Genomic DNA, 17,905 nt, shown 5'->3' on the forward strand with positions numbered 1-17,905 from the left:
GCACGTGTGTGTCGTCACGACGAGAGACCGCAGATGACGCGGGTCAGCCGGTAGACTCGTGCGGGCAACAGGGGTTGAGAGGCGCCGAATGAACGATCTGATCGATACCACCGAGATGTACCTGCGGACGATTTACGACCTCGAGGAAGAGGGCGTCATTCCGCTGCGTGCGCGCATCGCCGAACGCCTCGATCAGAGCGGCCCGACGGTGAGCCAGACCGTGTCGCGGATGGAGCGCGACGGTCTGCTGCACGTCGCCGGGGACCGGCACCTCGAACTCACCGACAAGGGTCGCTCGCTGGCCATCGCCGTGATGCGCAAACACCGGCTGGCCGAGCGGCTGCTGGTCGACGTGATCGGCCTGCCGTGGGAAGAGGTGCACGCCGAGGCCTGCCGCTGGGAGCACGTCATGAGCGAGGATGTCGAGCGCCGCCTGGTGCAGGTGCTCGACAATCCGACGACATCCCCGTTCGGCAACCCCATCCCCGGCCTCACCGAACTGGGCCTGGCCGCCTCGGCGCGCGCGGAAGCGGTCAATCTCGTGCGGCTCACCGAACTGCCCGCCGGCATGCCGGTGGCGGTGGTGGTGCGCCAACTCACCGAGCACGTACAGGGCGACGCCGAGCTGATCGCGCGCCTCAAGGACGCGGGCGTGGTGCCCAACGCGCGCGTGACGGTCGAGGCCGCTGATCACGGCGGCGTGCACATCATCATCCCCGGCCACGAACAGGTCGAGCTGCCCCACCACATGGCCCACGCCGTCAAGGTCGAGAAGGTCTGAGCCGCCCGCCTCAACCCGCGCGCCGCCCGAACAGGCGGCGCGGTGGCAGGCGGACCCCCAGCTGGTCGGCCAACCGGTATCCGGTGACGGCGAGTTCCCGGATCCGGTCCGGGCGCATCCCCGACTGCAGCGCCTGATCCAGCATGCCCGCCATCCGGTGCTCCGGAGCCGCCCGCAGTGCCGCCTCGAGTGCAACCCCGGCCAGGGGTCCGTCGCCTCGGGAGTAGGCCGAGAACGCCAGCAGAACCTGCGCCTCGGTGCGCCACGGTGTCGGCAGCAGGCGCGCCAGCGTCGCCCACAGTGCTTCGGCGGATCCGGCCTCGACACCGACCGCGAGCGCGAACAGGGTGTCGCGGACGCGCACGTCCCGCAATGCAGCCCCCACGCGGGCCGCCTCGACGTCGGTGATGGCCTGTCCCCCGGCCACCCGGGCGGCGAGTGCCACGGCGTCCTCGACGGCCGCACGGGCCTCGCGCGCCGACTCCAGACCGGTCGGTGGGCCCATCACCTTGTGCAGCGCTGCGGCGCGTCGGGAATCGACGGCGATGACCGCCTCCAGATCGGCTCGGCGCGGGTACAGCCGGCGCCCGTCGAGCACCGCGGCCATGGCCATCGGCGACGCTGACGGGTCGTCGATCAGTCCACCGCGGCCACATCCGTCGGCGCACCACCAGCGGCCGCCTTCGGCGACCCGGTCCACCACGTGCGCATCGAGCAGTTCGATGCCGTGGATGGCGAGCAGCTCGGCCAGATCGTCGGTGAGATCGCAGTGGTCACCGCCCCCGGCGTCGACCACCACCGCGATCGCGGCGTCCGGCTGCGCCGTGGCCGCCACCTCGGCCAGATGCGCGAGGTCACGGGTCATCTGCGCCGGCGGGTCGGGCAGATCGATGCGCAGGACGCATCCCAGCTCGCCACAGTCCACGGTGAGCAGCACCAGGGAGCGTTCCGGGACGAAACCGAGTACCGCGGGCAGCGCCGCGATCAGCATGCCGGGATGGTCGAGGGTGTGATCGGAAAAGCGCGATGTCGTCATAGCAGGAACATTGGCCGTCGCGACCGTCACGGCGGCCGCCGCGGGGCCGCGCAACCGGGCGCCTGGGGATGGATTCGCCGCTGGGGATCCAGGTGACCGCTGACCGGCCGGGTCAGGCACGCTGCCGGTCCCGGACAGAAAAATGTTCACGCGCTATTGACGTCGGTCGACATGCGCGACGCCGCCCGGCGGCGTAGATCTGTTGCCATGGGTTCCATGCAGGAGTACGACCTCGTCGTCATCGGCTCCGGCCCGGGCGGGCAGAAGGCGGCGATCGCCGCGGCGAAGCTGGGCAAGACGGTGGCGGTCATCGAGCGCGGCCGCATGCTCGGCGGGGTGTGCGTCAACACCGGCACGATCCCCTCGAAGACATTGCGCGAAGCCGTGGTGTACCTGACCGGCATGAGCCAGCGCGAGCTCTACGGCGCCAGCTACCGGGTGAAGGAGAAGATCACCCCTGCCGACCTCATGGCGCGCACGCAGCACGTCATCGGCAAGGAGATCGATGTGGTGCGCAGCCAGCTGATGCGCAACCGCATCGAGCTCTACGTCGGGCACGCCCGATTCGTCGACGAACACACCGTGCTGGTGGAGGACCCCAACCGCGCCGAACGGGTGACCGTCAGCGGCCGCAAGATCGTCATCGCCACCGGCACCAAACCGGCCAGACCGGTCGGTGTCGAGTTCGACGAGCAGCGGGTGCTCGACTCCGACGGCATCCTCGACCTGACGTTCATCCCGTCGTCGATGGTGGTGGTCGGCGCCGGGGTGATCGGCATCGAATACGCCTCGATGTTCGCCGCGCTGGGCACCAAGGTGACGGTGGTCGAGAAGCGCACCAACATGCTGGATTTCTGCGATCCCGAGATCATCGAGGCGCTCAAGTTCCATCTGCGCGACCTTGCCGTCACCTTCCGCTTCGGCGAGGAGGTCACTGCGGTCGACGTCGGTGCGGCCGGCACGGTCACCACGTTGGCCAGCGGTAAGCAGATCCCCGCGGAGACCGTGATGTACTCGGCCGGCCGCCAAGGCCAGACCGATCACCTCGATCTGGAGAACGCCGGGTTGGAAGCCGACGCCCGAGGCCGCATCTTCGTCGACGAGAACTACCGCACCAAGGTCGACCACATCTACGCCGTCGGCGACGTGATCGGCTTCCCAGCGCTGGCGGCCACGTCGATGGACCAGGGCCGGCTGGCCACCTACCACGCGTTCGACGAACCCAGTCGTTCCATGACCGAGCTCCAGCCGATCGGCATCTACTCGATCCCCGAGGTGTCCTACGTCGGCGCCACCGAGGTCGACCTCACCAAGGATTCGATCCCGTACGAGGTGGGCGTCTCGCGGTACCGCGAGCTCGCTCGCGGCCAGATCGCCGGCGACTCCTACGGCATGCTCAAACTGCTGGTGTCGACCGAGGACCTGCGTCTGCTGGGCGTGCACATCTTCGGCACCAACGCCACCGAGATGGTGCACATCGGCCAGGCCGTGATGGGGTGCGGCGGCACCGTCGAGTATCTCGTCGACGCGGTGTTCAACTATCCGACCTTCTCCGAGGCCTACAAGGTGGCCGCGCTGGACGTGATGAACAAGCTGCGGGCCCTCAGCCAGTTCCGGGGGTGAGCTCGGCCGAGCAGCCGTCGTCGTCGGCGACCGGGGCGACGTCACCGTTCCCGCCTGCCTGAGCCCGGGCGAGCAGATCGGTGATGGCCGCGTCGAAGGGCGGCGAATACGAGAGGTCATCGTCACAGCCCCCGCCATCCAGGCCGCCGATGAGGCCGACCACGGTTGAGCCGACGATCCACGGGGCGCCGCTCATGCCGGCCACCAGCCCGGCGCAGGGCAATTCCGGGAAACCGACGACCAACTCGGTCGGGGCGCGGCACCCGATCGGCGTGACGCCCTCCCCACCGGCATAGCCCTCGACGGTCACCGCCGTTCCCGCCCGCGGCGCCGCACCGACGGTCACCCCCCGGCCGGCGGCCGGCACAGCGGCGTCAAGCCGCAGAATTGCGAAGTCTGCGCGGGGATCCTGATCGGACAGCCAGCGGGGATCGAGGTAGACCGCCTGAACCCGGATACCGTCGTCGGCTGCCCCCTCGGTCAACCCGGGCACGAACGTCGCGTCCGGATGACCGGCCAGACAGTGCGCAGCGGTCAGGATGAGGTCGGCGCCGGGGGTGTCGAGCACCGAGGCGCTGCAGGTGTGCACCGTCCCGTCCCCCGGGAACAGCGCGCCGATGCGAGGGTCCGGGCGCACCGGGGCGGCGATGGCCAGCGACGAGACCGCGGACTGGTCGCGTTCGGCCGGCGCCGTCGTGCACGCGGCCGCCGCGCAGGCGCACCCCGCGGTCAGCACGACCGCAACGAGGTGGCGCACCCGTGGCTGCATAGTGCGATGGTGCCCGATGTGGCTGTGGATGCGCTCACTGAAGCGATTCGCCGCTCCCCGGCCGGGGCATCCTCGGTGGAATGCGGCCCTGCCCGGGCGATGTTGGCCCTGAGGCGGCCTCCTTGCGGCGGGGACCGCAACATGCGCAACACTGGTTCACCAGGAGGTGCTTCGGCGCCCTGGCAAGGGAGGCGTGAGATGGCAGACAACGCAGACAGCCCCGAGCAGTACCAGCCCGATCCGACGGGCATGTACGAGCTGGAGTTCCCGGCTCCGCAGCTGTCGGCCGCCGATGGTCGCGGCCCGGTGCTGGTGCACGCCCTCGAGGGCTTCTCCGATGCCGGGCACGCGATCCGGCTGGCTGCTCAGCACCTCAAGAACACCCTCGACACCGAGCTGGTCGCGTCGTTCGCGATCGACGAACTGCTCGACTACCGATCGCGTCGCCCGCTCATGACGTTCAAGACCGACCACTTCACCGCCTACGAGGAACCCGAGCTGAACCTCTATGCGCTGCACGACACGGTCGGCACGCCGTTCCTCCTGCTCGCCGGGATGGAACCGGATCTGCGCTGGGAGCGGTTCATCACAGCGGTGCGGCTGCTGGCCGAGCGGCTCGGCGTGCGCCAGGTGATCGGGCTGGGCACCATCCCGATGGCCGTCCCGCACACGCGACCGGTCTCGATGACCGCGCACGCCAGCAACACCGATTTGATCAGCGAGCACACCCCGTGGGTGGGCGAGGTTCAGGTGCCGGCAAGCGTGTCGAACCTGCTCGAGTTCCGGATGGCCCAGCATGGCCACGACGCCCTCGGCTACACCGTCCACGTCCCGCACTATCTGGCCCAGACGGCCTACCCGCCGGCCGCCGAAGCGCTGCTCGGTGAGGTGGCCAAGACGGCATCGCTGCAGATACCGCTTGCCGCGCTGGTCGAGGCGGGCGCCGAGGTCTACAGCAAGATCAACGAACAGGTCGAGTCCAGCGCCGAGGTCGCTCAAGTGGTGACGGCCCTGGAGCGACAGTACGATGCGTTCGTTGCGGCTCAGGAGAATCGCTCGCTCCTGGCGCACGACGAAGACCTGCCCAGCGGGGATGAACTCGGCGCCGAGTTCGAGCGCTTCCTGGCCCAGCAGACCGGTGAGAAGGACAAGGAAGACCGGTACCGGGACGGCTTCTCCGACGGGGAGGACCGTCCGTGAGGGAACGCCCCTAGCCGGGCTCGGACAGCCGGCCCGACGACGAGGCTGGCCGATATGATCGAACGCAAGCCGAACCTGCAACCGGTCCGCGACGTGACACCGACGCTGCATTTCCGGACGATTCATGGTTACCGCCGGGCATACCGGATCGCCGGCGACGGCCCCGCCATCCTGCTGATCCACGGGATCGGCGACAACTCCACGACGTGGAGCACCGTCCAGACCATGCTCGCCCAGCGGTTCACCGTCATCGCTCCCGATCTGCTCGGGCACGGCAGATCCGACAAGCCGCGCGCCGACTACTCCGTCGCGGCGTATGCCAACGGTATGCGCGATCTGCTCAGCGTCCTGGGCATCGACCGGGCCACCGTGGTCGGGCACTCACTCGGCGGTGGGGTCGCCATGCAGTTCGCCTACCAGTTCCCCCAACTCGTCGACCGACTGGTGCTCGTCGGCGCCGGTGGGGTGACCAAAGACGTCAACGTGGCACTGCGCATCGCGGCGTTGCCGATGGGCAGTGAGGCGCTTGCGCTGTTGCGGCTACCGATGGTCCTGCCGGCCATGCAGCTGCTCGGCCGCGCCGCGGGCACGGCGCTGGGCTCCACCCGCGTGGGCCGCGATCTGTCGGAGATGATGCGCATTCTCGCCGACCTGCCCGAGCCGACGGCCAATTCGGCCTTTGCCCGTACGCTGCGCGCCGTCGTCGACTGGCGTGGGCAGGTGGTCACCATGCTCGACCGCTGTTACCTCACCGAATCGGTTCCCGTGCAACTGGTCTGGGGCAGCCACGACTCGGTCATCCCCGCCGCCCACGGTCATCTCGCCCACGCCGCCATGCCGGGCTCGCGGCTGGACATCTTCGACGGTGCAGGACACTTTCCGTTCCACGACGATCCGGACCGATTCGTCGAGCTGGTTCGCAACTTCATCGACACCACCGCACCGGCCGCCCACGATCAGGAAATGCTGCGCCAGTTGCTGCGCACCGGCATTCGAGAGACCGCCATCAGCGGTCCGGCCGACACCCGGGTGGCCGTGCTCGACGCGATGGGAACCGACGAACGCAGCGCGACCTGACCGTGGACGCAGCGCGACGTAGCATCGGCGCATGGCCATCGACGTCGACGTGCTCCGCGTGTTCACCGCCCCCGACGGCAGCTTCGGCAATCCTCTCGGCGTCGTCGACGCCGCCACGGTGAGCCCCGCCGACCGGCAGCGCATCGCCCGCGAATTGGGTTACAGCGAAACCATTTTCGTCGATATACCCGAGCACGGCGCCCGCACCGCGCACCTGCGCATCTTCACGCCCGCCACCGAGCTGCCGTTCGCCGGCCATCCGACGGTCGGTGCCTCCTGGTGGCTGCGCGACCGTGGCGTCCCGGTGCGCACACTTCAGGTTCCAGCGGGCATCGTGCAGGTCGGTTACGACGACGAACTCACCTCGGTCAGCGCCCGCGCGGATTGGGCACCCGAGTTCGCCCTGCACGAATTCGACTCCGTCGAGGCGCTGGCCGCGGCCGACGCGGGCGACTACTCCGATGACATCCAGCACTACCTGTGGACCTGGACCGACCGCGACGCCGGCCATATCCGCTCGCGGATGTTCGCGGCGAATCTCGGCGTCCCGGAGGACGAGGCGACCGGTGCGGCCGCGGTACGGATCACCGAGTTCCTCAGCCGCGATCTGACAATCCTGCAGGGCAAGGGGTCACACCTGCACACGACGTGGAGCCCGGAGGGCTGGGTGCGCTTCGCTGGCCGCGTGGTCCGCGACGGGTCCCGCTCACTCGGGTGACCGACGCTCCAGCGTCCGATCAGCCCGGTGCCGCGACGTCGCGGTGTGCGCGCAACGCTTCGATCTCGCGTTCGAAGTCGGCTGCCGACTCGAAGGACCGATACACCGAGGCGAAACGAAGGTAGGCGACCTCGTCGAGATCCCGCAGCGGACCGAGGATCGCCAACCCGACCTCATGGCTGGAGACCTCGGGCGATCCGGTGGCCCGCACGGCGTCCTCGACCTGCTGAGCGAGGAGGTTGAGTGCGTCGTCGTCGACCTGCCGGCCCTGACAGGCCCGCCGCACACCCTTGATCACCTTCTCCCGGCTGAACGGTTCGGTGACGCCGCTGCGTTTGACCACCGCGAGCACCGCGGTCTCCACGGTGGTGAATCGCTTCCCGCACTCCGGGCACGACCGCCGACGCCGGATGGCTTGACCTTCATCGGTCTCACGGCTGTCGACCACCCGCGAATCAGGATGACGACAGAACGGGCAGTGCATCTCCGCTCCTTCGCCTCGCCGGCAGACCCGCCTCTCGGGCCTCCCCGAGCGTACCTGCGCCGCGGCGGCACCGGTCCGCGGCGCCCGTCCGGGCATGGCCGGCGGCATCGACGAAGTGACGCAGGAGGATTGACCCACCGCCTGGGAATTCACCCGACGGGCGCGATCAACGTCTGCCCGGCGTCCAGTGCGGCCGAGTCGAGCCGGTTGAGTTCGCGGATCCGTTCGACGACGTCACTCACCGGAGCATCCGGTGCCACCCGCTGCGCGACCTTGTGCAGCGTCTCCCCGGCCTGCACCTGGACCACAGCGAGCTGCGGCGGCTCCCCTGCCTGGGCGCCCTCCACGCCGCCGAGCTGGGCGATCGCCCCGAGCCAGACGGTGATTGCCGCTGCGACCAGAGCCAGCAGGACGGTCTTGGCCGGGGTGATGGGTCCGCGTCGGTGCGAGGCCCGCGACATCAGCACACCGGACCCCCGGTGGGCCAGCGGCGCACCCGCCGGCCGGCGCGCCGGCGGTCTACGCCGGGCGACCGGCGTCCGGACCTGCTCGGTGCGCCCGACCACCCGAACCGGTCCTGCCTGACCGGGGTTCATCTCCAGGATCGTCATGTTCCTACCTTTCCACCGTCGCTCGTGTGTTCGAACGTAGTCGATCATGTGTTCGAACACTAGAACGTGTGATCGAACTGTTGCGAACGCTAGATCACCCCACCGACAAGTCGCCTCGGACGCATCGGCGGCGACACGCGTCGAACACATGTTTGATCATCGGCGTCGACGCGACTACATTCAGCAGTCATGACCGACGACAGCAGCGACTCACCCGGCGGCGAAGGCCGCCGCAGCACCGGCTCCGGGCTGACCGAGCGTCAGCGCACCATCCTCGAGGTCATTCGCGCCTCGGTCACCACCCGCGGCTATCCGCCGAGTATCCGCGAGATCGGTGACGCGGTCGGCCTCACGTCGACCTCGTCGGTGGCTCATCAGCTGCGCACCCTGGAGCGCAAGGGCTTCCTGCGCCGCGATCCCAACCGGCCCCGTGCAGTCGACGTGCGGGCTGCCGACGACGCCGCCTCGCCGGCCGTCACCACCGACGTCGCAGGCAGCGATGCGCTCCCGGAACCCACGTTCGTCCCGGTTCTGGGCCGGATCGCCGCCGGCGGGCCGATTCTGGCCGAGGAGGCCGTCGAGGACGTGTTCCCACTGCCCCGCGAGCTCGTCGGGGAAGGATCGCTCTTCCTGCTCAAGGTGGTCGGTGAATCGATGGTCGACGCCGCGATCTGCGACGGGGACTGGGTGGTGGTACGTCAGCAGAACGTCGCCGACAACGGCGACATCGTCGCCGCCATGATCGACGGCGAGGCCACCGTCAAGACGTTCAAACGCTCACGCGGTCAGGTCTGGCTCATGCCGCACAACCCGGCGTTCGAACCGATCCCGGGCAACGATGCCGCGGTGCTCGGCAAAGTCGTGACCGTGATCCGCAAGATCTGACGTCAGTCGGCGCGGACGAATCCGTTCGTCCGCGCGAACTCCTCGCTGGCGAACCAGATCTCGGCGACGGCCTCGTGGTAGTGGCGGCTACCCGGGGCCCAGTACAGACCGGAGCGAGTGTCGGCCTTCACCGGATAGCCCTCCGGTGCCCGTCCGGTTTCGTCGACGCCGAGATGAATCGCCGTCCGGCCGGGTGTCGGCTCGTCCACCTCGACGGCCGCGTGGCGACCACTGGGCGCGTCGTCGACGAACATCGCGGCCGCCAGTGCAGGTTCGGGGTCGGAGGTCACGATCGGGGTCGGGGCGGTGTCCACCGCATCCGGATCCTCCTCGGCGACCTCACCGCCGGTCCGGTCGTCCAGATCTTCGAGGGAATGGTCGACATCGTCGCCTGCGCCGACGGGTTCTTCGCGCATGTTCCACAGGTCCACCTCGTCGGGCGGCGACTGGTCGCGGTCGGCGTCGGGATCACCGAACAGCCCGGACGGCGACGGGTAGGTCCCGCCGAAGTGTTCTCGTTCGGCCTCCCCGGAGTCCCCACCGTCACCGACGATTCCCGCGCCGACCGGCGTGTACGAGGTTTCGTCCGGTGAGCCGGCGAAGTAGTCGTCATCGAACCGGCGTTCGTCGCGGCGGCCGCGCCGCCGGCCCATCACCGTCGCACCGACGGCCAGGCCGGCGAGGATCAGCACCGGCACCAGGGCGAGCAGCCACCACCAATTCCACTGCCAGTTCAGCCAGTTACCCCCGTCATCTGCTGCCTGCGATTGCGGTCCGGGCGTGTTCGCGGGGAGGTCCGCGCCGGGGATCTCGAGCCCGGCGAGCTGCGCGGCCAGATTTGCGGGCTCGGTGGTGAACTTGCCGGTCGCGCGATCGTAGGAGAGCACGCCGCCGCTGAAGCGCTGAGTGGTGACCGTGCCGTTCTCCGTGGCGTCGGCCATCGGAGCCCCGAGCGGACCCCGGGCGGCGTCGAGTTTCGACCAGGCCGCGTTCATCGCGCCACGCACGATCACCGGGCCGTAGTCGGGCGTCCAGAAGATGACGGGACGATCCGGCGCGGAGAAGGTACTGATCCGGCTGTTGGATCCCAACCCCCCGTCGGTCTCGCTGGTGGTGGGGAATCCGAGATCGCCCTGGGGGCCGCCGACGCTCTCGTACTTCTCCAGCACCTGACCGGTCACCACATTCGCACCGGTGGCGGGGGTGTAGTAGATCTTTCCGCCGGCGTAGTTCTGTCCAACCCCGTCATCGCCGATTGGATACTGCCCGCCGTCCGCCGCGCCCAGTGGGCCGAGTGGACCGCCGGCCGCGCGCCGTGCGGCGGCGATGGCCGAGGTCGCATCCCCGGGAACGTCGAGGCCGGCCAACTGGTCGGCCAGCTCGGGCGGCACCGTGGTGAAGGTCTTCGCCTTGGTGTCGTACGAGATCTCCCCGCCGGTGAACGTCTGCGAGACCACGCCGCCGCGGTAGACCTCGTCATCGGACGGCACGCCGAGCTGGCCCGCCGACCCACCGAGCTTGTCCCACGCGGCGTTGATGGCTCCGCGGACGACGCGGGCGCCGGTCGCGGGGGTCCAGAAGATCACCGGCCGGTCGGCGGCGGAGAAGGTGACGTTGCGGCTGTCCGGCCCCACCCGGCCCGGACCCTCGTCGATGGTGGGAAAGCCGAGGTCGCTGTCGGCAGGCCCGCCGAGCGCCTCGTACTTCTCGAGGACAGCGCCCTGCATGAAGTGCGCGCCGGTGGCCGGGGTGAAGAACATCTTGCCCGCGGCGAAGTTCTGCCCGAAACCGGCGCCAACGGGGTAGACATCACCCTCACGAGCACCGAGCGGTCCGCCGGGGCCTCCGCTGGCGTCGTAACTCGCCGTGATGGCGTCGTTGGCATCGCTACGAGGATCGGCCGCCGCCGTCGGCGCCAGCAGCATTCCGGCCGCCATCACCGCAACTCCGGCCGTCACCCGTACCAACGCCGTGCACAGCAGGGTCAGTCGCCCGCTCATCGAACCTCCCGTGTCGGCGAACCTCGAAAGTATCGCGTCGGCCAATCCTTGTTCACGTGACGGCGATTTCGAGCGCACCACACCGATCCTGCGCAAAATACCTGGAAATTCGAGTCGACGCGAGCACTTGCCGTCCCAAAGTCGGCCTGAGGGTGACGAAAGCGGCGCGGCGACGCCTCACACGCCGAGGCTTCGCCCGATGATCTCCTTCATGATCTCGGTGGTGCCGCCGTAGATGGTCTGCACCCGGGCATCGAGATAGGCACGCGCGATCGGGTATTCGCGCATGTAGCCGTAGCCGCCGTGCAGTTGTAGACACCGGTCGATCAGATGGACCTGCTTTTCGGTGGTGTACCACTTGGCCATTGCCGCCTGTTCAGCGGTCAGCTTGTCGTCGAGGTGCAGACCGATGAACTCGTCGACCATGATTCGCACTGCGGTCGCCTCGGTGGCCAGTTCGGCGAGCAGGAATCGCGAGTTCTGGAAGCTGCCGATCGGCTTGCCGAAAGCCTTGCGTTCCTTGGCGTATTGAACGGTCTGCGCGAGCGCGGACTCCATCGCCGCCGCGGCCATGATGGCGATCGAGATGCGTTCCTGCGGCAGGTTCTGCATCAGATAGACGAATCCCTGGCCCTCCTCACCGAGGAGATTCTCCGCGGGCACCGCGACATCGGTGAAGGACAATTCGGCGGTGTCCTGAGCGTCGAGGCCGATCTTGTCGAGATGGCGACCGCGCTCGAATCCATCCATCCCCCGTTCCACGACCAGCAGTGAGAATCCCAGAGCGCCCTTGTCCGGATCGGTCTGAGCAACCACGATCACCAGGTCGGCGTTGATCCCGTTGGTGATGAACGTCTTCGAGCCGTTGAGGATGTACCGGTCGCCGTCACGGACCGCGCGGGTCTTGATCCCCTGCAGGTCACTACCGGTGCCGGGTTCGGTCATGGCGATCGCCGTGATCAGTTCCCCGGAGCAGAATTTCGGCAGCCAGCGCTGCTTCTGCTCCTCGGTGGCCAACCGGAGCAGATAGGGCGCCACGACGTCGTTGTGCAGACTGAAGCCGATGCCGCTGTAGCGACCCGCCGACGTCTCCTCGGTGATGATGGTGTTGTAGCGGAAGTCCGCGTTGCCTCCGCCACCGAACTCCTCGGGCACCGCCATGCCGAGGAAGCCCTGCTTCCCCGCCTCCAGCCAGACGCCGCGATCGACGATCTTGTCCTTCTCCCATTGATCGTGCTGCGGCGCCACATGGCGTTCGAGGAAGGCCCGGTACGACTCGCGAAACAGCTCGTGCTCGGGCTCGAACAGCGTGCGCTGGTAGGCGACGGGACCGCTCATTGCTCACCTCCGGTGTTGGTGCAGGTGCGCCGACCCTATACCAGCCAACCGGATGGTTGGCTGACCGGTTTGTGACGTCGGCCGGGCCCTAGAATGGCGCGTCATGGCCGACCCCGTGGCTCCCGCGCCGACGAGCCTGACCCACTGGGGGGCCTTTGCCGCGTACATCGAGTCCGGCGACATCGCCGCGGTGACCCCGCCGGCCGCCGACAGCGATCCCTCCCCCCTGCTGGGCAACCTGCCCGGCTCGATCCGGCACCGGTCGCGCATCGCCACCCCTGCGATCCGGCGCGGCTGGCTCGACGACGGTCCGGGGCCGAGCGCCGCCCGGGGCGCCGACGAATTCGTCGCGGTGTCCTGGGACGAGTTGACCGAACGGCTTGCCGCCGAGTTGCGCCGGGTGGTCGACACCCACGGCAACGAGGCGATCTACGGGGGTTCCTACGGTTGGGCGAGCGCGGGCCGCTTCCATCACGCGCAGAGCCAGGTACATCGCTTCCTCAAGCTGCTCGGCGGCTACACCTTCTCGCGCCACTCCTACAGTCTCGGGGCGACCGGCGTGATCATGCCGCACGTGGTGGGCACCCACGACGATTTGTTCAAACGCTCGACGAATTGGGAGGTCATCGTCTCCCACACCGATCTGCTCGTGTGCTTCGGCGGTCTGGCGCTGAAGAACACCGGCACCAACCACGGGGGCACCACCGCCCATCCGGCGCGTGCGGCGCTGCGACGATTCCGTGCACGCGGCGGGCAGATCGTGTCCTTTTCGCCTCAGCGCGACGACGTCGATGGCGAACACCGTTGGTACGCACCGGTTCCGGGCACCGACGTCGCGATCATGCTCGCGTTGGCCCACGTCCTGGCAACCGAAGGGCTGGCCGATCATGGCTTCCTGCAGCGATATTGCGTGGGATACCACCGATTCGAACGCTACCTGCTGGGCCTCGACGACGGTGTGGCGAAGTCACCACAGTGGGCCGAGCAGATCTGCGGTGTGCCCGCCGGTGAACTCACCGCACTCGCGCGCACGATGGCTGCCGGGCGAACCCTGGTCACCGTGAGCTGGTCATTGCAGCGTGTCCGCCACGGCGAGCAGGCGCCGTGGATGGGTCTGACACTGGCGGCCATGCTCGGTCAGATCGGTGTTCCCGGTGGGGGCTTCGGCCACGGCTACGGCTCGATGAACGAATCAGGGCTTGCGCCACTGCGTTGCGGTCTGCCCCGCCTGCCACAGGGCGTCAACCCGGTCCGCACTTTCATCCCGGTCGCGGCGGTGACCGATATGCTGCTCCATCCAGGAGAACCGTTCGACTACAACGGTACGCGGCTGACCTACCCCGACATCCGTTGTGTCTACTGGGCCGGCGGCAATCCGTTTCACCACCACCAGAACATTCCACGGTTGCGGCGCGCACTGGCCCGGGTGGACACCGTGGTGGTGCACGATCCGTACTGGACGGCCATGGCCAAACACGCCGACATCGTGGTGCCATCCACGACCGCCTTCGAGCGGGAGGATTATTCGGGATCACGCAATGACCCGGTGTTCATGGCGATGCCCCGTCTGGTCGAGCCGTATGCCGAAAGCCGGGACGACTATGACACCTTCGCGGCGCTGGCCGACCGGCTCGGCTTCGCCGAAGCGTTCACCGAGGGCCGCTCGGCGCGGCAGTGGCTGGCGCATCTGTACCAGCAGTGGGCAGCGGGCCTGGATTTCACCGTGCCGACGTTCGAAGAGTTCTGGCGACGAGGCAGCCTACGACTGCCGACCGAACCGGGGCTGACGTTGCTGGCCGATTTCCGCGCCGATCCGGTCAACCACCGGCTCGGGACACCGAGCGGCCGAATCGAGATCTTCTCCGAGACGATCGACGGATTCGGCTATCCCGATTGCGCGGGGCACCCCACCTGGTTTCCGCCGACCGAATGGCTCGGCGGCCCGCGCGCGCAGGCGTACCCCCTGCATCTGATCGCCAACCAGCCGCCGTCTCGACTGCACGGTCAACTCGACGGCGGGGCAACCAGCCAACGTGCCAAAGTCGCCGGCCGCGAGGCCATCCGAATGCACCCCGACGACGCCGCGGCGCGTGGGTTGGACGCCGGCGACGTGGTGCGGGTGTTCAACGACCGCGGGGCCTGCCTGGCCGGTCTGGTCGTCGACGACGGGCTGCGCCCGCAGGTGGTGCAACTGCCCACGGGCGCATGGTTCGATCCGGCTGACCCGGCCGATCCGGACGCCATGTGCGTGCACGGCAACCCGAATGTGCTGACCGACGACGTCGGTACGTCGTCACTGGCCCGCGGCTGCACCGGCGCCCATGTCCTCGTCGAGGTCGAGCGCTTCGACGCGACACCGCCACCGGTGCGCGCGCACGAGCCGCCGGTGGTGCGGCGGCGAGCCTAGCGCGCGGCCTGCGGACGGCGCCGCGGCCTGCGGTTGCGACTGGCCTGGTCACCGCCACCGTGAGTGCGGGCCGGCTCACCGTTGCGCTGCTGCGGCTTGGCCGGGCGCCCACGGCGGGGCCGGCCACCGCCGGCCGCACGTGGCTGCTCGACCGGCTTCGGGGCCGGGGCACGGTAGGGCGCCACCTCGCCCACCAGCGCGGCCACCTCGGCCGAGTCGGCGGCCACCTGCTGTGGCGCGACGGTGATCCCGGCCCGGCGCAGCAGCGCCGAGGTGTCCCGGCGCTGGTCGGGCAGCACCACGGTCACCACGTCACCGGCACTTCCAGCGCGCGCCGTGCGGCCGGAGCGGTGCAGATACGCCTTGTGCTCGACCGGCGGGTCGACGTGCACGACGAGTTCCACCTCGTCGACGTGCACCCCGCGAGCGGCGATGTCGGTCGCGACGAGCACACTGGCCTCCCCGCTGGAGAACGCGGCGAGGTTGCGCTCGCGGGCGTTCTGGGACAGGTTGCCGTGCAGGTCGACCGAGGGCACCCCGGCCTCGGTGAGCTGGCGGGCGAGTTTGCGAGCCTGATGTTTGGTGCGCATGAACAGGATTCGGCGACCGGTGCCCGACGCCAGGGTCTGCACGAGCTTGGTCTTCTCCTGCGCCCCCGCGACATGGAACACGTGGTGGGTCATGGCCGGCGGCGGCGCGTTCACCTCGTCGACCGAATGGGTGACGGGTTCACGCAGGAAGCGGCGCACCAGTTTGTCCACCCCGTTGTCCAGGGTGGCCGAGAACAGCAGGCGCTGTCCGCCGGCGGGGGTGGCCGACAGGATGCGGGTCACCCCGGGCAGGAATCCGAGATCGGCCATGTGGTCGGCTTCGTCGAGCACGGTGATCTCGACCGCGTCCAGGCTGATCAGCTTCTGCCGCATGAGATCTTCGAGCCGCCCGGGGCAGGCGACGACGATGTCGACACCCGCGCGCAGCGCGGCGGCCTGGGGATTCTGCGACACGCCACCGAAGATGGTCGCGACGCGCAGATCGTAGGCCGCGGCCAGCGGCTCGAGGGTGGAGGTGATCTGGCTGGCCAGCTCGCGGGTGGGCGCCAGCACGAGCCCCGAAGGACGCTGCGGACGGCGCTTTGCGTCCGCGAGGCGGGTGACCAGCGGCAGCGAGAAGGCGAGCGTCTTACCGCTGCCGGTCTTCCCGCGGCCCAGTACGTCACGACCGGCCAGGCTGTCCGGCAGGGTCGCACTCTGGATCGGGAACGGCGCGTCGATACCGCGGTTCTCCAGGACGCGGCGCAGAGGTCCGCGCACACCGAGGTCGGCGAAGGTGGGTTCGGTTGTCATTTAATGCCTTTCAGGCAGTGTGAGTGTGCGGCGCGCACCAAGGGGCGCTGAGCGGGAGGCACACTGGGTGGCGAGATTGCCGGTCGGCAAAATCGATCGCCGCGAGAAGAGCTTGAGCCGGACGCGATGGTAAGCGTTCCACGACGAGCCGTCGGCATCATCGGTGATGCGAGCGGCGTTCTCGAGCAGTCTAGCGCATCAGAAGGTGTCGAACTCGCGCAGGCCCGCGGCCAGCGCCACCGGCACCCGCGCCTTGATCCGCGTGCCGTCGGCGGTGTGCTCAGTGGCGTCGATGCGGCCCTCGGCGTGGACGCGCGCCACCAGATCGCCACGGTCATACGGGATCGTGACGTCGACGCCCGCGTCGGTGGGCTCGATCAGCTCGGCCATCCTGGCGCGCAACCGGTCGAGACCTTCGCCGGTGTGCGCGGAGACGAACACCGCCCCCGGCAGCGCCCCGCGCAGATGCGCCAGTGACAGTCCATCCGCCGCGTCGATCTTGTTGACCACCAACAGTTCTGCGGCCGGATGTCCGTCGCGTTCGGCCACCACGTCGTTGATCACCTGGCGCACCGCGCTGATCTGCGCCAGCGGGTTGGCATCCGAGCCGTCGACCACATGCACCAGCAGATCGGCGCCCACGACCTCCTCCAGCGTGGAGCGGAACGCCTCCACCAGCTGGGTGGGCAGATGCCGAACGAAGCCGACCGTGTCGGTCAGCACGAACGGCCGTCCGTCATCCAATTGTCCTCGGCGCGTAGTGGGTTCGAGGGTCGCGAACAGTGCGTTCTCGACGAGCACGCCAGCGCCGGTGAGCGCGTTGAGCAGACTCGACTTGCCGGCATTGGTGTAACCGACGATCGCCACCGAGGGCACCTCGCTGCGTCGGCGGCCACTGCGCTGGGTGTCGCGGATCTTCTTCATATCGCGAATCTCCCGGCGTAGCTTGGACATCCGCTCACGGATACGGCGACGGTCGGTTTCGATCTTCGTCTCGCCGGGCCCGCGGGTACCGACTCCGCCACCGGCGCCGCCGGCGCGACCACCGGCCTGCCGCGACATCGACTCACCCCAGCCGCGCAGCCGGGGCAGCATGTACTCCATCTGAGCCAGCGACACCTGGGCCTTACCCTCACGGCTGGTCGCGTGCTGGGCGAAGATGTCGAGGATCAGCGCCGTGCGGTCGATCACCTTGACCTTGACCACCTTCTCGAGCGCGGTCAATTGGGCGGGGCTGAGCTCACCGTCGCAGATGACCGTGTCGGCGCCGGTTGCGAGCACGATCTCGCGCAGTTCGGCGGCCTTGCCCGAACCGATGTAGGTCGACGCGTCGGGCTTGTCCCGTCGCTGGACGACCCCTTCGAGTACCTCCGAGCCGGCGGTCTCGGCCAGGGCGGCCAACTCGGCGAGGCTGGCCTGGGCATCGGCGGCACTGCCGTCGGTCCACACCCCGACCAGCACCACCCGCTCCAGGCGGAGCTGGCGGTATTCGACCTCGGAGACATCGGTGAGTTCGGTGGACAGACCGGCGACGCGACGCAGTGCGGAGCGGTCCTCGAGCGCGAGCTCACCCGCGCTGGGCGTGTCCTGGGGGAAGAAATCGGGTTCTGTCATACGTGCAGACAGGATGGCA

General features: G+C 68.9%; 15 protein-coding genes. 7 read left to right on the plus strand and 8 right to left on the minus strand.

The annotated features are described in order from the left end of the window. Positions 1 to 88: 88 nt before the first annotated feature. Positions 89 to 781, plus strand: coding sequence for an iron dependent repressor, metal binding and dimerization domain protein (locus tag ACN27E_RS07980; RefSeq protein ID WP_422748034.1), 693 nt, complete (start codon positions 89 to 91; stop codon positions 779 to 781). A gap of 10 nt (positions 782 to 791) precedes the next feature. Here ACN27E_RS07980 and ACN27E_RS07985 read toward each other — a convergent pair whose 3' ends face one another. Further along, positions 792 to 1,817 (minus strand): DUF4192 domain-containing protein, encoded by a 1,026-nt coding sequence (locus ACN27E_RS07985; protein ID WP_422748035.1) that lies wholly within the window; start codon positions 1,815 to 1,817, stop codon positions 792 to 794. Positions 1,818 to 2,033: 216 nt separating this feature from the next. Here ACN27E_RS07985 and sthA point away from each other — a divergent pair, with 216 nt between their 5' ends. Further along, positions 2,034 to 3,440 carry a Si-specific NAD(P)(+) transhydrogenase gene (sthA, locus tag ACN27E_RS07990; protein ID WP_422749704.1) on the plus strand — a complete coding sequence of 469 codons (1,407 nt, stop codon included), beginning with the start codon at positions 2,034 to 2,036 and terminating at the stop codon, positions 3,438 to 3,440. Here sthA and ACN27E_RS07995 read toward each other — a convergent pair. Continuing rightward, positions 3,421 to 4,209 (minus strand): trypsin-like serine peptidase, encoded by a 789-nt coding sequence (locus ACN27E_RS07995; RefSeq protein WP_422748037.1) that lies wholly within the window; start codon positions 4,207 to 4,209, stop codon positions 3,421 to 3,423. The genes sthA and ACN27E_RS07995 overlap by 20 nt on opposite strands. Before the next feature lie 198 nt (positions 4,210 to 4,407). Between ACN27E_RS07995 and ACN27E_RS08000 the strand changes: the two genes are divergently transcribed. The 3 genes from ACN27E_RS08000 to ACN27E_RS08010 are packed head-to-tail and all read left to right on the plus strand — an operon-like array spanning position 4,408 to position 7,204. Then, positions 4,408 to 5,409, plus strand: coding sequence for a proteasome assembly chaperone family protein (locus ACN27E_RS08000; protein ID WP_422748039.1), 1,002 nt, complete (start codon positions 4,408 to 4,410; stop codon positions 5,407 to 5,409). 54 nt (positions 5,410 to 5,463) lie between these two features. Beyond that, positions 5,464 to 6,486: an alpha/beta fold hydrolase gene (locus ACN27E_RS08005; RefSeq protein WP_422748041.1), complete on the plus strand. Its 1,023-nt coding sequence runs from the start codon at positions 5,464 to 5,466 to the stop codon at positions 6,484 to 6,486. Positions 6,487 to 6,517: 31 nt separating this feature from the next. After that, entirely contained in the window at positions 6,518 to 7,204 is a 687-nt protein-coding gene (locus ACN27E_RS08010) for a PhzF family phenazine biosynthesis protein (RefSeq protein ID WP_422748043.1), read from the plus strand. A 19-nt stretch (positions 7,205 to 7,223) separates the two neighbouring features. Here the strand turns inward: ACN27E_RS08010 and nrdR are convergent, their stop codons facing one another. Together nrdR and ACN27E_RS08020 are read right to left on the minus strand one after the other, a co-directional pair. Then, on the minus strand, positions 7,224 to 7,688 hold the full coding sequence (gene nrdR / locus ACN27E_RS08015; RefSeq protein WP_422748045.1) for a transcriptional regulator NrdR: 465 nt from the start codon (positions 7,686 to 7,688) through the stop codon (positions 7,224 to 7,226). Between the two features lie 149 nt (positions 7,689 to 7,837). After that, positions 7,838 to 8,299 (minus strand): LysM peptidoglycan-binding domain-containing protein, encoded by a 462-nt coding sequence (locus ACN27E_RS08020; RefSeq protein ID WP_422748047.1) that lies wholly within the window; start codon positions 8,297 to 8,299, stop codon positions 7,838 to 7,840. 189 nt (positions 8,300 to 8,488) lie between these two features. Here ACN27E_RS08020 and lexA point away from each other — a divergent pair, with 189 nt between their 5' ends. Further along, positions 8,489 to 9,184 (plus strand): transcriptional repressor LexA, encoded by a 696-nt coding sequence (gene lexA / locus ACN27E_RS08025; RefSeq protein WP_422748049.1) that lies wholly within the window; start codon positions 8,489 to 8,491, stop codon positions 9,182 to 9,184. 2 nt (positions 9,185 to 9,186) lie between these two features. On the opposite strand, the gene ACN27E_RS08030 is transcribed toward lexA, so the two are convergent. After that, positions 9,187 to 11,184, minus strand: coding sequence for an LGFP repeat-containing protein (locus tag ACN27E_RS08030; protein ID WP_422748051.1), 1,998 nt, complete (start codon positions 11,182 to 11,184; stop codon positions 9,187 to 9,189). Between the two features lie 177 nt (positions 11,185 to 11,361). Then, positions 11,362 to 12,522 carry an acyl-CoA dehydrogenase family protein gene (locus ACN27E_RS08035; protein ID WP_422748052.1) on the minus strand — a complete coding sequence of 387 codons (1,161 nt, stop codon included), beginning with the start codon at positions 12,520 to 12,522 and terminating at the stop codon, positions 11,362 to 11,364. A gap of 103 nt (positions 12,523 to 12,625) precedes the next feature. Here ACN27E_RS08035 and ACN27E_RS08040 point away from each other — a divergent pair, with 103 nt between their 5' ends. After that, complete coding sequence (locus tag ACN27E_RS08040; protein ID WP_422748054.1) at positions 12,626 to 14,929, plus strand: molybdopterin-dependent oxidoreductase; 2,304 nt, start codon at positions 12,626 to 12,628, stop codon at positions 14,927 to 14,929. Here ACN27E_RS08040 and ACN27E_RS08045 read toward each other — a convergent pair. Continuing rightward, positions 14,926 to 16,272, minus strand: coding sequence for a DEAD/DEAH box helicase (locus ACN27E_RS08045; protein WP_422748057.1), 1,347 nt, complete (start codon positions 16,270 to 16,272; stop codon positions 14,926 to 14,928). The genes ACN27E_RS08040 and ACN27E_RS08045 overlap by 4 nt on opposite strands. A gap of 198 nt (positions 16,273 to 16,470) precedes the next feature. Further along, positions 16,471 to 17,886, minus strand: coding sequence for a GTPase HflX (gene hflX / locus ACN27E_RS08050; RefSeq protein ID WP_422748059.1), 1,416 nt, complete (start codon positions 17,884 to 17,886; stop codon positions 16,471 to 16,473). Positions 17,887 to 17,905: the final 19 nt, after the last annotated feature.

Origin of the sequence: Mycobacterium sp. WMMD1722 (assembly GCF_049315205.1) — a bacterium.
Taxonomy (GTDB): Bacteria; Actinomycetota; Actinomycetes; order Mycobacteriales; family Mycobacteriaceae; genus Mycobacterium.

Coding starts and splice junctions, on each gene's coding strand:
- ACN27E_RS07980 (WP_422748034.1), top strand. CDS start 89: ATGAACGATCTGATCGATACCACCGAGATGTACCTGCGGACGATTTAC.
- ACN27E_RS07985 (WP_422748035.1), bottom strand. CDS start 1,817: ATGACGACATCGCGCTTTTCCGATCACACCCTCGACCATCCCGGCATG.
- sthA (WP_422749704.1), top strand. CDS start 2,034: ATGCAGGAGTACGACCTCGTCGTCATCGGCTCCGGCCCGGGCGGGCAG.
- ACN27E_RS07995 (WP_422748037.1), bottom strand. CDS start 4,209: ATGCAGCCACGGGTGCGCCACCTCGTTGCGGTCGTGCTGACCGCGGGG.
- ACN27E_RS08000 (WP_422748039.1), top strand. CDS start 4,408: ATGGCAGACAACGCAGACAGCCCCGAGCAGTACCAGCCCGATCCGACG.
- ACN27E_RS08005 (WP_422748041.1), top strand. CDS start 5,464: ATGATCGAACGCAAGCCGAACCTGCAACCGGTCCGCGACGTGACACCG.
- ACN27E_RS08010 (WP_422748043.1), top strand. CDS start 6,518: ATGGCCATCGACGTCGACGTGCTCCGCGTGTTCACCGCCCCCGACGGC.
- nrdR (WP_422748045.1), bottom strand. CDS start 7,688: ATGCACTGCCCGTTCTGTCGTCATCCTGATTCGCGGGTGGTCGACAGC.
- ACN27E_RS08020 (WP_422748047.1), bottom strand. CDS start 8,299: ATGACGATCCTGGAGATGAACCCCGGTCAGGCAGGACCGGTTCGGGTG.
- lexA (WP_422748049.1), top strand. CDS start 8,489: ATGACCGACGACAGCAGCGACTCACCCGGCGGCGAAGGCCGCCGCAGC.
- ACN27E_RS08030 (WP_422748051.1), bottom strand. CDS start 11,184: ATGAGCGGGCGACTGACCCTGCTGTGCACGGCGTTGGTACGGGTGACG.
- ACN27E_RS08035 (WP_422748052.1), bottom strand. CDS start 12,522: ATGAGCGGTCCCGTCGCCTACCAGCGCACGCTGTTCGAGCCCGAGCAC.
- ACN27E_RS08040 (WP_422748054.1), top strand. CDS start 12,626: ATGGCCGACCCCGTGGCTCCCGCGCCGACGAGCCTGACCCACTGGGGG.
- ACN27E_RS08045 (WP_422748057.1), bottom strand. CDS start 16,272: ATGACAACCGAACCCACCTTCGCCGACCTCGGTGTGCGCGGACCTCTG.
- hflX (WP_422748059.1), bottom strand. CDS start 17,886: ATGACAGAACCCGATTTCTTCCCCCAGGACACGCCCAGCGCGGGTGAG.